The organism is Paenibacillus liaoningensis (assembly GCF_059609455.1).
Genome location: NZ_JCAALU010000002.1, coordinates 429,533 through 443,191, shown reverse-complemented (window position 1 = coordinate 443,191; position 13,659 = coordinate 429,533). Strand labels below are relative to the sequence as shown.

The following is a 13,659-nucleotide window of genomic DNA, read 5'->3' as shown; positions in this document are numbered from 1 at the left end:
AGCATTTTTTAGACATCCGCTTCGACCACCGCTCGTTTTTTATTTATTGTACACAAAAAAGACCCTACAAGATGACCTTTTTAAAGTGTCCATCTTATAGGGTACATTTTATTTCAGTGGGTGTTCCTTCTTTTCCTAATGCTCGAGCATAAGCCTTCCCAAAAATAATAGTAAACCAAACGCCTCCCAAAATAGAGGTTGCTAATGCAGCTAGCAGAACGGCAATCCAATTAATCTCCTGTAAGACATTGAACATGATTATTTCTCCTATTCGAAAAATCGTTTTTTTTGTATAAGGGTGCGTGTTTGTAAAAGCAAGCGAGCCAGCTGCTGATCGATTGTAGCTTCTCGCGTATTCCTGCTACTGGCGGGAATGCTTCTCCACATGAATGTAAACCTACACTATATACCGCAAGGCAGCTTCGAGCTTAGGGCTTCGGAATTTTTCGTATCAGGGGCTTGATCCCTGCACAAAGATAGATTTGGCGGACACAGCAGACGCTATTTTAAAATAACAATGGGTAAGGCACAGGTGGCGGACTCAGGAGCCGCTAATGCGCTGCCAAAAGCCATTTTGACAGGATAATGAGGGTAATAACGGATTTCCTGTCCGCGTACAGCCCGAAATCGGATCAAAAGCCAGAATAGCGGAATCTCAGTCCGTGAAAAAAAGGAATGATATTCCAGAGCTGCGGAGCAACTCTATTTTTCATACATATTTACTGATACCAAAAAAGGAGTAGTCGTTCATGGCAAATGCATGGCCGAGCTGACGCAGCATTGTAGAAATATTGCCCATGTGGTAGGTTCCGTCGTTGATCCTATACAGTACCATTTGCGATATGGGAGTTCCTTGATTCTCCCGAAAATAGTTTGATTGGCCATGTGTGATATTCAAACATTTGTACCGGATGTTTTGACATTCATAACGCCTCCTTTCGGCTTCTCCTAAATTTTGATTTTGTTTCTGTTGTTATAATAAAAAAAGAAGTATGACAATAGTTCGTCATACTTCTTCATACAGTTGGAGTGTTTTTTGCAGCTGTATTTTTAAAATCCCTCGCAGTGCATAGGGCTCAAGGACTTCTGCGCCACTCCCAAAACCCAGCAGAATCGACCAAAGCCAACGGGCTTCTAATGGCTTATAAACAGGAATTCGCATCGTCATGCTTCCATCGGCGTGAAATTGTTTATCAGCCTGGTGAAATTGATCCATCACTTCGGCCAAAGCCTCCGGCCCCACTCGAATTACCACATCTTGCAGCTGATCGTGCCATTCTTTAGTTGAGATAGCAGCTTCTTTAGGTGCCACTTGATGTGGCTGAAAGCTTTCCTCGGTCAAAAATAAATTCATCATCCGGGATAGTCGAAACTCCCGATAATCCCGCCGTGTTCGGCAGAATCCATAAACGTACCAATTGCTATATTTGAAATGCAGCCACATCGGCTCCATATCCCGGGTCGTACGTTCATTATTTGCATTGATATAGTCAAAGCGGACGCTTTTTCGCTTCGTAATGCCTGTGCGCAAATGGCGAAGTGCGTCAGGTTCCGTCCGGCGCGTTTCAAGATCGACAGATAGGCTCGGGGTCTGATGCTCGGGCCCGATTGTTTGCAGCCGTTCAATGGTTCCCTGCGCACGCTCATCGTCAAACACGGTGGCGAGGCTGCTGAGCACGGTGATCAGCGAATCGACATCGTAAGAACCGAGCAAGCTTTTATCCATTTTGTAACCATCCATTATGCCATATCCGCCATGCATTCCCTGATAGGATACGACCGGGAACCCCGCAGCACAAATCACATCGATATCCCGATAGATGGTTCTTTGGGAAACTTGAAACTCTTCAGCCAGCATCGAGGCAGACAAAACTTTGTTATTCAGCAGCTTGTAGATTATGGAGATCAATCGCTCCAATTTCATTTGCATCCCCGCCTGTTAATTCATTTCATACTCATGTTCGTTATTATATCATAGGTGTTTTCATGATCGTTGAGGGAATGGCATACTGCTATTTAAGAAGTAGCCCTAACAACAGGTAGTGAAGTTTTTTCAAGATTTCTATATGGTTAGACGATTGATGAATAATTGCTCATATGTTAAGGTGAATTGAGATTTCTTCTTTAAATTGGATGTAAAAGCTTTTGTACGAAGCGCTGCAATTTTATGAATAGTACAGGGGGCAGAAGCAGGATGAAGAAGAAAAATATGAAATCAAGGACATTAGTTTGGTACACCTTAGTCATTGTCGTTGTTTTTATTGCGCTGTTCGCCATTAACGAGATTTCCAAAAGCCGGACGGGCATCGAGCAGGAAACAGCAGAGGCTCCGCCCATTTCCAGCCAGCCTACATGGGGGGATAAGGCCGCCAAGGTTTCTATCGTAGAGTTCGGAGATTACAAGTGCCCGTCCTGCAAGGCATGGAGCTCGCAGATTTGGCCGCAATTAAAGAAAGATTATGTAGATACGAAACAAGCCTCGTTCTCGTATGTGAATGTTCTATTTCATGGGGCAGAATCAGCATTAGGCGCTTTGGCTGGGGAAGCGGTGCTTGAATCGAATCCGGACGATTTCTGGCATTTCCATGAAGCTTTGTTTGCGGAGCAGCCGGATGCAGACCATGACGGACTTTGGGTTACAGTAGAGAAGCTGATGCAGGTAGCAGAGGCGTCCGTTCCGGACTTGGACAAGGACCAGTTCAAAGCCCTGCTGAGCTCGGAAGAAATACAGGTACGGGTCGATCAAGATCAGCAGCTCGTGAAGGATTTTAATATTTTGCAGACTCCGACCATTATGATTAACAACAAGAGAATAGGGAATCCGTTCGATTACGAGGCCATCCAGGCTGTGATTGAACAGGAGTTGAGCGAGGCGGCAACGGAATAAGATTAGTTGCTTTCGGGGGATATGGGGAACTAGTCGAGAGCTATACGATATGCGACAATGATGCATGGAAATATGGATTGGTGAAGGCTTGGTTCCATTCACGCACTCCTTACATGTGGAGTGCTGTGTGTCGGTTGTAAGGATGCACTATTTAAGTAGCTCATTTACCTGATTTATTATTAAGCTTAAGCAGAAAAAGTGCTTAAGCTTGTTCTAATTTTTGCAGCTCCACTGACTCCGCAGATGATAGCTGTAGGGGCATAGTGAATCAGCTTAACTGATTGTTGGGTTTTTACAAGTATGAATCGCTTGCGTTCAATCGGATAGGAGATGATACGTGCCGCTCTCAGGCTGCGAATCTGATTTTATTTAACCGGCTTACGAATGGGCAGGGAAATGTACCTCTATTTTTCGGGATGTATACACCTATCGTATCATGTACTCATTATTGTTTAAACTAAAATTAAACTTTATCATCGATGGCTACATTTTATAATAGAGAAAACGGATTATTAGGGGGAAAGAAGAAAATGGAGCTTATAAAAGATGAACGACGATGGTATGGAAAAAGCTGGTGTGCACTGGGTGATAGTATTACAGCAGCTAATGGCTATCAACCCTTGGTAGGTGCGGCATTAGGCTTCTCCGTTATTACGAATGCAGGACAAAACGGATGCCCGCTTACTGCAGGCGGTGACAAGGATTATGGTGCAACCGTGCATATAGGACGCAAGATGGAGCTTGGTTATGATTGTGTCACTATCTTTGCGGGTACCAATGATTTTCGATTGGACAAACCTATAGGACGGAAGGAAGATCGAAATATTCATACGTTCTATGGGGCATATATCGAATTAGTCGAGGATATTCTTGCGAAAAATCCCGCATGCCGTCTGAGCTTATGGACGCCTCTGCAGCGTGATAAGGACGGCTTTGACATACACTCCATCAACCAGGCTGGCCATCGACTGATTGATTATGTCGAGGTCATTCAGGAAATAGGCCTTGAATATGCTTTGCCTGTGCTGAACTTATATGCCGAGAGTGGGTTCAACCGCTTCACACTTTCCGTTCTCACTTCAGATCGTTTGCACCCTAATGAACAGGGCCATGCGCGTATTGCCTCGATGGCAAGCAGCTTTTTGGCGCGACTCTAAAATCACTAAAATCTCAGAACCTACGCGGCGTTGTCTGGATTCAAGAATACAAGGGGAGAAAAAATAGTTGGGTCATAGATAGTAACAGAAAGGGACAGATACAAATATGTAATGAGGAAGCCTCCAAAACCTCAGTGAGAGTTGTGATGGAGGCTATATTTTCTTATGATTCGTATTCCATAGTGCAAAGATCAAAAAATGTCTCTACAATAAACGACATGAGGCAGGCTAAAAGATCCGATGGCTCCAGCCGTTAAGCTTGGCGAAGGCCTCCACGAAGTAGTAGTCTCCGTATATAAGCGATACATTGATGTTGGCGTTCTGAGGCTTATGCCCGGTGCCTTGGAGAAGAATCGCTTCATGGTCCGGATTGTCCCAGGTCGCATAATTCTCGCTAAGTGAATACAGGATTTTCTCGGCAGCCGCGTTATAGATCCTGCGTTCCGCGGATGGAACCAGCTCAGCAAGTTCGAGCAGACCTGATGCTGCGATGGCGGCAGCGGAAGTATCGCGCGGCTCGTTTTCTATGTTTTCTACGCGGAAATCCCAATACGGCACATAGTCTTCCGGCAGGGCAGCGACAAAGTAATGCGCTACCCGCTTCGCCGCGTGCAAATAACGCTCAAGTCCGGTGCATCGGTAAGCAATCGCGAGGCCATAAAGGGCCCAGGCATTGCCTCGGCTCCACGCTGAGGAGCCGGAAAAGCCTTGACCGCCCAGCGGTTCTATAAACGCGCCCGTCTCCGGATCAAAAGATAAAATATGACATACCGAGCCGTCCTCGCGAATGGCGTAACGGAGGAAGGTGTCCGCGTGACGTATCGCGATATGCTTGTAACGCGGGTCGCCGGTCATGCGGCTTGCCCAGAACAACAGGGGGATATTCATCATGCAATCAACAATGGCCCAGCCGAGCGCCTCTTGCTCATTCCACGCACGAATAAACTCTCCATTCACGTTGAAGCGGCCCGCGAGGAAGTTTGCCGCCTCCAAGCCGTTTCGCAGACCTTCCTGATTGCCCGTTAATTCGTATTTAATGACAGCAGTCGGCAGAAACTGAAAGCCGACATCGTGATGCAATTGTACGGGATGCTCGCAGAAGCAGCGCTCCAGCTTAGCGTCCCATTCCCAAGCGGCTGCCTTGAATGACTCTTTCCCTGTTGCATCATGCATAACCCAAAGCAGGCCGGGCCAGAAGCCGGACGTCCACCAATTATCGTCTGTGCTGTCATAGATGCCGTTGGCTTTTGCCACATGAGGCGTTTTATCTCCAATTTGGTTTATCATGCGCTCTACCTTTTCGGTTAATTGCGCCAATGTTTTCTCTTTGTATGCCTGATTCATTTAGTAGTAAGCCCCCTCGTTACCCATTATTGTGGTTAAGCTGCTTGCTATCATTATAGTCTCTGACAAATGGACAAAGTTACGCTACAATGGTTAAAAATGTTGTTCTGTTGACTTGTTGAAATGAAGGGGTGCAGTCAATGAAGGGGACGCTGTTTCAGGAAATGGACTACGGGGGACTATCTTTTCTTTGGTCATACCGCAACTGGTCGCAGCAAGATTTCGAAGGGTATTATCATTGGCATCGGGGCTTCGAGGTGTTGGCTGTGCATCAGGGACACGGCTCGGTTACCGTCAATCAGAAGACGTACGAGCTTAAGCCGGGCATGCTGTTTTATTTTCAACCCTATCAGCTGCATAATGTCTATGCGGAAGTGGATGAAAGCCGGCCGTATGAACGCAGCGTTTTTCATTTCGACCCTGTATTTATGAAGGGCTACTTAAAGCCGTTTCCGGCTCTTTATGACGTCTATAAACGAATGATTCAAGGGCTTATCGCTTTGCAGGGCATAGATATGATCGATTGCAATGAAGAGTTGAATGCCGCTTGCTCCGCATTCCAGAATAGCCAGCTCGCTTCCTCCGCCAGCAGCAAGGATGAGCAGAGCGCGCTCTATTTGTTGAAGGTGCTGTCGTTAATTATACGAAAGGTTATTCCGGGGCCCAGGCAGGAGGAACATATGAAGCCGATTCGCCAATCGGAACGTGTTATGGCATGGATTGAAAATCATTACGGGGAGCCCTTTCAGCTGGAGCTGCTTGCGGACGAGCTCCACATGTCAAAATCTTATTTGTCCCGGCTGTTTCGGCAAGAGACGGGTAGCAATATTACGGGCTATTTGACAGCCCGCAGAATGCAGCAGGCTTGCAGTCTGCTTCAAACGACGAACAAATCCGTAGAAGTGATCGGCGAGCAGGTAGGGTTTACGAGCACCTCTTATTTTATTAGCCTGTTCAAACGGATTATGGGCTTGTCTCCGCATCAATACCGCCTGAGGCTGTAGCGGGGAGCAGCGGCAATATATAGCTGCTTCGTTCCAATTAAGGATTCTCTGCCTTGTGAAGCTGATTCCGAACACGGTATTTGCTGGGACTGGCGTGAAAATGAGCCCGGAAGGCGCGGCAGAAATAAGGATAGCTGCGAAACCCGGAGGCTTCTGCGATATCTTCCAGTTTCATGTCACTGTATAGAATTCTCTCTGAGGCAATAGACAGCCTGATCTCAATGACATAACGCATTGGAGATTGCCCGAACGCTTGCTTGAACAAGTGGGAGGCTGTCGATACGCTGATGCCGTAACGTTCTGCGATATGGGTCAGCGTCAGCGGCTCGGTAGCATGCTTCTCCAAATACTGCTTCATTTTGTAAGGAATGTTGAGCTCCGGCCTGGAGGCCGTCGCCGTCTGCTTCCGTATTACATATCTCTCGATAGTTAGACATAAAACTTTGATTAAAGCGTCTAACATTTCCGCATTATCCCCATGAATATTCCGCTTCTCATAGATCAGTTTTCTCCACAATGCCAAGAAGTCTTCTGCCGTATCCAGATGAACCTTGCTTGGAAAATCGTTCCGGCTGCACCACTGCTGAACCCATGCTTGGCTGCAGGTTAAGTAGTAATCGGCGCTCTCAATTGGCTGAGAGGCGTCAGCGTCTTTATCGGCCTCAACCACTAGCCGGTAGTATTCCCCTGGCTTGCGGATGATCAGATCGCCGGGCTGCACAACATATGTCTCATCGTTAATCTCGACACGGCATGTTCCTTTTACCTGGAACCGCAGGAGCAAGCGATTGTCAGCTGTGCCCTTTTGCAAGGAGCCGGTGAATGGTGATGTATGATGAGAATAACCGGTCAACAGGCAATCGATCCACGATGAATCTATCATTTGCTGCCACCTCCAAGTGAGTAAATTATTACTACTATCATAAATGTTGCAAAATAAGTCAACAAGCAGAGAATCGGATATTCACATCTAAATCAATTGTCACTATACTGGGGATTAATTAAGTAAAGGAGATGGTAGTTTGTTAAAAGATAAGATTGCGGTTCAATTGTATACGCTTCGCGAGGAATGCCATGTGGATTTCCCTGGAGTTCTTCGTAAAATAAGTAAAATTGGCTATGGCGGTGTACAGTTTGCGGGCTTTCAAGGCTATGACCCGCAGGAACTCAAAGCGGTTTTGGACGAAGTTGGATTGAAGACCGCGGGCATGCATGTTGGTTTCCATGACATTGTTACGAACACAGGCAAAGTGGTCTCGGACGCCAGGCTGTTCGGCACGCGGGATATTATTTGCCCAAGTATTCCCGCTGAGCTGCGAAATGAAGGCGGATACAAACAACTGAAGAAAGATTTGAATGGTATTGCGAAGCATTTGAAGGGCGAAGGCTTCCGAATTAGCTATCACAATCATGCTTTTGAATTTGAAACGGTGATAGAGGGGCAGGACGCGCTTTCATACTTACTTGAGGCTGCTGTAGACAATGAAATCCTCGCAGAGTTGGATGTATATTGGCTTCAAAAGTGCGGTTTTGAGCCAGCATCATTCTTCAAACCATATGCGGGCAGGATGCCGATTGTCCATATGAAGGATATGACCGCAGACGGTGAGCAGGCATTTGCGGAAATCGGTACAGGATTGATTGAATTTGAACCGATTATTCGCTGGGGAGAGGAGAACGGAGTCGAGTGGTACGTAGTAGAACAGGATGTTTGCAGAACAACACCGATGGGCTGCGTGCAAACTAGCTTTAGCAATCTATATCAATTAATGTCCAATTTGCAACCGAATCAGTTCGGTGAAGACTGAGAACGCGACTGCCGAAAAGGCGAACCTCAGTGAGCTGCGAATCGAACAACCGGAACAGCTTTGCTTGCTTTTTTTGTAGAGAGAGCTCAGTTCTTCCGAACATCAAACCATCCGGCGCTTCTCAGCTGAAGCGCCGGATGGTTTGCCCGTTGTGGAAAGGGCCGGCAATGCGGATATGCTCATAGGGCTCGCCCTGGTTGGCGAGGCGCCACAGCATTTTCTCAGCCGCTTTATATCCGGTCTCCCTGATCAGAAGCTGGGGGCGGCTTAAATGCGGCAGCGCCGCCACCGGTCCATTGGCCAAGCCGACTAGGGAGATATCCTCCGGGATGCGATAGCCGAGGGAGGTAAGACTGTCGTACAGCCTTACGATATCTTCATCGATGGCGGCAATGATTGATGTTGGTTGGCTGCTGCGCAGCTTGTCAATCAGCATGCACTCGTCCCAAACGTCCGTTATATGCAGTTCTGCGTCATGATCCAACTGAAGCTCACCCATCATTTCCTCAAACGCCTGCCATCTTCTTGTATACCCTCGCTGGCTGTGAATATCTCCTACGTACATAATACGGGTATGGCCAAGCTGCGCGAGCCGGTACACGGCCAAGCAGACGGCTTCGAACACATCCCAGATTACGCTGTCGATTCGGGAAAGCGGTCTCGGATAATTAATCAGCACCTTGGGTAAAGGCAGCTCGAACAGCATGCGCTCTGTGGAGTCCGAGAGCAGTCGGGGTGCGATGAACAGACCGTCGGCCGTCGGCAAATTGCGCTGCTCCATCCAGTCCGAGAATGCGTGATCCGGCACATCCTCATCCAGCACATAGCTTTCCAGTCGATGCTCCAATTGATCGAGCCTCTCTCTTATCCCCTCTGTCAACAATACGTTGTAATTCATAGATTGCCGAGACTGTATCAATACAAATCGAAATTGGAAGGTTGGATAGGGCGTGATGCCGCGGCTGACCATCGCACGTGCCTGAGATACAGTCAAATAGCCGCGTACGAAGGCTGTTCGGATAATGCGGCTTCGCGTTTCCTCTGACATGCCGGCTCGTCCGCTCAGCGCTTTGGATATGGTCTGAATCGAAATACCAAGTTCTTTGGAAAGATCGTGCAGAGTAATCGATTTACGAGTTCCCAATTTCAAAACCGCCTTCCTCTTTTCTCCGTGTGGTTAGGGGATGCGATCGTAAAGCCATTGTCCACGCTAACGCTTGACAGCTCTATTTTAAACTAAAGTTGAACTACTTTAGAAGTCCCCCGACTCCTATAATGAAAATACTTTCAGAGGAGGGGTTAAGTGTGAGAAAAATAGAGACGGATATTGTGGTATGCGGCGGAGGGCCGGCGGGGATTAATGCGGCGCTGGCAGCTGGAAGGAGCGGGGCGCGAACACTTCTAGTTGAACGATACGGTTTTCTTGGGGGCATGTCGACTACAGCTTTGGTCTATCCATGGATGACCTTTCACACGATGGATGGCAAGCAGGTCATTGCCGGAACGGCGCAGGAAATTGTAGACCGCTTGATGGTCGAGGGGGCTTCGCCCGGTCATGTTCGCGATACGGTAGGCTTTGTAAAGACGATCACCCCTTATGATCCTGAAGTGTATAAGGTGTTAATCATTGATATGCTGCGCGAGGCGGGTGTGAAGGTGCTGCTGCACAGCTTCATGGACGAAGTGCAGACCAGGGACGGCCTCATTGAAACGGTACGATTGGCTACCAAGTCCGGGAAGTACGAAATTTCGGCATCGCAGTTCATCGATGCGACAGGGGATGCCGATCTTGCCTATCTGTCAGGTGCGCCGTGCTTGCAGGGACGCGACAGCGACAATTTGACGCAGCCGATGACGATGAAGTTCCGAATGAGAGGCGTTGACCTGGCGAGAGTTAAACGGTATATGATCGACCATCCGGACGAGTTTTACAAGAAGACGCCTTTCGATGAGCTGGAGGAACTGCCATTGACCGGCGTATTGGGTTACTTCAAGCATTGGAAGGAGGCTGACCTGCCCATTAACAGAGACCAGGTCCTTTTCTTCACAGGTCCGGGACCGGACGAAGTGCTTGTCAATACGACTCGTGTTCAAGGGCTGGATGGAACTGAATTGGAGGATTTGACGGAAGGAGAGGTGCAGGGCAGGAAGCAGGTGCGCATGGTCGCGGATTTCATGACCCGCTGCTTGCCAGGCTTCGAGAACGCTTCCATCTCTTCGGTCGGAGCGCAAATCGGCATTCGAGAGAGCCGCAGAATAGACGGCTGCTATTCACTCCAAGTACAGGATGTTGTAGATGGACGCGCGTTTGATGATTGCATTGCACGAAGCGGCTATCCCATCGACATTCACGATCCGTCCGGCAAGGGCGTACAGGCCGCATGGGTCAAGGGAGACGGGGCATACGATATTCCTTACCGCTGTTTGCTGCCAAAGCGGATTGACAATCTGCTCGTGGCAGGCCGCTGCATTTCGACGACGCATGAGGCGCTGGCAACGACGCGTCTGACACCTAGCTGCATGGCGACGGGACAGGCTGCCGGTACGGCGGCAGCAATTGGATGGGAGCAGGGTATATCACCGGGAAAAATCGACATTGGACAGCTGCAGGAGCGTCTAATTCAAAATGGCGCGCTGCTGCGCAGTGGGCAGACTGTATAGCTCGCATCCGCCAGCGAGATAACGGCCAAATTCAATTGAAGAAATAAATGGAACATGGTAGACTTTTTCATAAGGTCGCCTCGTATCGGAAGTTTGTTGGAAAACAAACATTCTACCGGATGAGCGGCCTTTTTTTTTACCGTGTGATAGTATATGTTTGCGCTTATAATCTGTCAGGAGGAGTCGGTGAAATGAAGCGGTATATTTCGATACGAGCCAAATTTATAACCATGTTCGTTCTGCTCATCACCATTCCATTCCTGATTAGCGGAATTAGCACTTACAATAACTTTGCGGAGGAAACCGAAAAAAACTCCAGAGCGTACTCCATGCAAATTATGAATCAAGTGAAAATTAATTTGGAAAATACGATAAAAGGTGCGGACAGAATAACGGTGGCTCCCTTGTATAACGAAGATGTGCTGCGTATTTTGGAGAAGCACAGTTATGAAGAACCAGGCGAGGAGAAGCTTATTCCGTCGGCGGAAATTACCAAAATGGCAAGAGTAGCAGCTTCGCTCACATTGGATCAGCCTGGAATTGAACGAATGATTTTTTTTACCCGCGACGGTATTATGTACAGCGTTCAAGAAAAACTGACACAGCGTTATTGGAACGAGAAAGGAAATGGCTGGATGCAGGAGGTGTTGGATGCTGAAGGAAGGCTTGTCATCATCGAACCTCACGAGACGACTTATTACAAACGATCGGAGCGGGTAATTTCCGCTGCCAGAGCATTGAATCACCCTGCAACGGGCCAAAGCATCGGGGTCGTCAAAATTGATTTTAACATGAAAGAGCTCGAAGCGTTATTGTCAGAAGTATGGCTCAGCGACAACAGCCAGTTTTACTTGACAAAGGATAACGGCGAGCTGTTATTTCCGGATGGACTGGTTAATTTCCCGGATACCGGTCCGGGGGACGGAACGATAGATTGGAATGACCAGACTTATATGTACACAACCATGCACTCCAAATCAACGAAAGTGAATATTCACGGACTTATCCCGATGGCCGATTTGCAACGGGGAGGCAAGGAAATCGTCGGATTTACGATCCTCATTTCAGTAATATCGCTTATCATTGCCTATTTGCTTGCGATCTTTACGTCAGAGCGGCTGGTCAGGCCGATTCGTTATCTTCAATCGCGCATGCGGCGGGTAAAGGACGGGGCTTTCAGCGAACGGGCAGATTTGAGCTTGATGAATCGCGATGAAATTGGGCAATTGGCCCAGGGTTTTAATCTGATGGTGACGGAAGTGGAGCGGCTGGTCAAGGAAGTATATGAAACGAAGCTGCGCGAACGCGAAGCCGAGCTGTCGGCTCTGCAAAGCCAGATTAATCCGCATTTTCTGTACAACACGTTGGAATTGGTAAGCATGCAGGCGCTGAAGGAGAGAAATCTCGAAATCAGCGACATTGTTGCCAGCTTGGGGAAAATGCTGAGATACACGGTTGACAAGCAGGAACGGCCGGTGCAATTGAAGGAGGAGATACGGTTCGTTCACGCCTATTTGCAAATTCAGTTATCCAGACATGGCGAGAAGCTGTGTTCGGAAATGTATGTGGATCCGTCCTTCGAATCTTGTCTTGTACCAAAGCTGCTGCTTCAGCCGCTGGTTGAGAATGCATTGGAGCACGGAATGGGGAATAGAGGATTAACGATAACGATCAGGGCATCCGTGCTGGATCAGGATTTGCTCCTGACTGTACAGGATAATGGGGTGGGGATGCCGACGCAACGTTTATTGGAGGTTCGCGAGCAGATGTTGTGCAAGCCGGAGCGGGACGGCAGCCGTCCAAAGTTTGGAGACACACTTAAAGGCTATGCCATCAAAAATATTCACCATCGCATTCAACTGCTTTATGGCGTGGAATACGGCTTAAGCGTGGAGAGCGATGAGGCTTCCGGAACACTATGGAGAATCCGGCTGCCATTACGTTGGGGGGAATTAGAATGTACAATGTGATGCTGGTAGAAGACGAGAAGAAAATTCAAGAAGGGTTAAAGATAATGATAGAGGAAGTGATCGGCAGTTACAGGGTAACCGCAGAAGCGGAGCACGGTTTCGCTGCGCTGGAGCTTCTCAGAATGCAGTCGGTGGATTTGCTGATCACGGATATCCGTATGCCCCAGATGAACGGAATCGAGTTATTGCGGCATGTCCGGGGGGGGTATCCCAACCTTCCTGTATTAATCATCAGCGGGCATGAAGATTTTACTTATGCCAAGGCGGCGATGCGTCACAATGCGTCGGATTACATCCTGAAGCCGGTGGACCGGATTGAGCTTTCCTATTTTCTATTGAATTTGAAAGCGCGGCTGGACCGCGAGCGGGCGGTAGAGATGCCTAACGCCGAAGCAGCCCATGAAGATCTGACGATTCGAAGAGTGAAGGAACTGGTCGCCTCTTGTCTGGATCAGGATGTTTCACTTCCATTCATCGCGGAGCAGGTGCATTTGAATCACCAATATTTATCCACATTGTTTAAAGTGAAAACCGGGCAAAACTATTCTGATTATGTGACGGCCTGCCGGATGAGTAAAGCCAAGGAGCTGCTGACCCATACACATCTGAAAATATACGAGGTCGCAAACCTTTGCGGCTATGCCAGCGCCAATCACTTTATGGCCGTGTTTCGGCAGCATTGCGGAGCGAAGCCTACCGAATATAGAAAAAGGCCGCTGAACTAAGGCCGGTTAGATCATTGAGCACAAAACAAAACAGATGCTATAAATATCGTAGCTTTTCTCGAAATTGCGTTGTTTTTCACTGACAGGCTGACTTGTATACTTG

12 protein-coding genes and 1 pseudogene are annotated in these 13,659 nt (G+C 48.1%); 7 read left to right on the top strand and 6 right to left on the bottom strand.

The features are described from left to right. Positions 1-94: 94 nt before the first annotated feature. The 3 genes and pseudogenes from AC6B99_RS04615 to AC6B99_RS04605 form a co-directional block, all read right to left on the bottom strand. The gene (locus AC6B99_RS04615; RefSeq protein WP_496662848.1) at positions 95-256 is read right to left on the bottom strand and encodes a DUF1761 family protein; all 162 of its coding nucleotides are present in this window, start codon (positions 254-256) and stop codon (positions 95-97) included. A 453-nt stretch (positions 257-709) separates the two neighbouring features. After that, a pseudogene (locus AC6B99_RS04610) lies at positions 710-832 on the bottom strand (DinB family protein); the annotation flags it as partial. A 174-nt stretch (positions 833-1,006) separates the two neighbouring features. Continuing rightward, on the bottom strand, positions 1,007-1,924 hold the full coding sequence (locus AC6B99_RS04605) for a helix-turn-helix transcriptional regulator (protein ID WP_496662847.1): 918 nt from the start codon (positions 1,922-1,924) through the stop codon (positions 1,007-1,009). 270 nt (positions 1,925-2,194) lie between these two features. On the opposite strand from AC6B99_RS04605, the gene AC6B99_RS04600 reads away from it, so the two are divergent. Continuing rightward, on the top strand, positions 2,195-2,887 hold the full coding sequence (locus AC6B99_RS04600) for a DsbA family protein (protein ID WP_496662846.1): 693 nt from the start codon (positions 2,195-2,197) through the stop codon (positions 2,885-2,887). Between the two features lie 530 nt (positions 2,888-3,417). Then, complete coding sequence (locus AC6B99_RS04595; RefSeq protein WP_056042967.1) at positions 3,418-4,044, top strand: SGNH/GDSL hydrolase family protein; 627 nt, start codon at positions 3,418-3,420, stop codon at positions 4,042-4,044. Positions 4,045-4,272: 228 nt separating this feature from the next. Here AC6B99_RS04595 and AC6B99_RS04590 read toward each other — a convergent pair whose 3' ends face one another. Beyond that, the gene (locus AC6B99_RS04590) at positions 4,273-5,388 is read right to left on the bottom strand and encodes a glycoside hydrolase family 88 protein (protein ID WP_494859229.1); all 1,116 of its coding nucleotides are present in this window, start codon (positions 5,386-5,388) and stop codon (positions 4,273-4,275) included. Between the two features lie 140 nt (positions 5,389-5,528). Here AC6B99_RS04590 and AC6B99_RS04585 point away from each other — a divergent pair, with 140 nt between their 5' ends. Continuing rightward, on the top strand, positions 5,529-6,392 hold the full coding sequence (locus tag AC6B99_RS04585; RefSeq protein ID WP_496662845.1) for a helix-turn-helix domain-containing protein: 864 nt from the start codon (positions 5,529-5,531) through the stop codon (positions 6,390-6,392). A 37-nt stretch (positions 6,393-6,429) separates the two neighbouring features. Here the strand turns inward: AC6B99_RS04585 and AC6B99_RS04580 are convergent, their stop codons facing one another. After that, positions 6,430-7,275 (bottom strand): helix-turn-helix domain-containing protein, encoded by an 846-nt coding sequence (locus AC6B99_RS04580; RefSeq protein WP_494880145.1) that lies wholly within the window; start codon positions 7,273-7,275, stop codon positions 6,430-6,432. A 139-nt stretch (positions 7,276-7,414) separates the two neighbouring features. On the opposite strand from AC6B99_RS04580, the gene AC6B99_RS04575 reads away from it, so the two are divergent. Further along, positions 7,415-8,200 carry a sugar phosphate isomerase/epimerase family protein gene (locus tag AC6B99_RS04575; protein ID WP_056042957.1) on the top strand — a complete coding sequence of 262 codons (786 nt, stop codon included), beginning with the start codon at positions 7,415-7,417 and terminating at the stop codon, positions 8,198-8,200. Between the two features lie 121 nt (positions 8,201-8,321). Here the strand turns inward: AC6B99_RS04575 and AC6B99_RS04570 are convergent, their stop codons facing one another. Continuing rightward, positions 8,322-9,350: a LacI family DNA-binding transcriptional regulator gene (locus AC6B99_RS04570; protein WP_496662844.1), complete on the bottom strand. Its 1,029-nt coding sequence runs from the start codon at positions 9,348-9,350 to the stop codon at positions 8,322-8,324. A gap of 125 nt (positions 9,351-9,475) precedes the next feature. Between AC6B99_RS04570 and AC6B99_RS04565 the strand changes: the two genes are divergently transcribed. The 3 genes from AC6B99_RS04565 (at position 9,476) to AC6B99_RS04555 (ending at position 13,556) form a co-directional block, all read left to right on the top strand. After that, entirely contained in the window at positions 9,476-10,861 is a 1,386-nt protein-coding gene (locus AC6B99_RS04565; RefSeq protein ID WP_056042953.1) for an FAD-dependent oxidoreductase, read from the top strand. Positions 10,862-11,052: 191 nt separating this feature from the next. Then, positions 11,053-12,831 carry a cache domain-containing sensor histidine kinase gene (locus AC6B99_RS04560; RefSeq protein WP_056042951.1) on the top strand — a complete coding sequence of 593 codons (1,779 nt, stop codon included), beginning with the start codon at positions 11,053-11,055 and terminating at the stop codon, positions 12,829-12,831. Then, positions 12,819-13,556, top strand: coding sequence for a response regulator transcription factor (locus AC6B99_RS04555; RefSeq protein WP_056042948.1), 738 nt, complete (start codon positions 12,819-12,821; stop codon positions 13,554-13,556). Before AC6B99_RS04560 ends, AC6B99_RS04555 begins: the two co-directional genes overlap by 13 nt. Positions 13,557-13,659 lie beyond the last annotated feature (103 nt).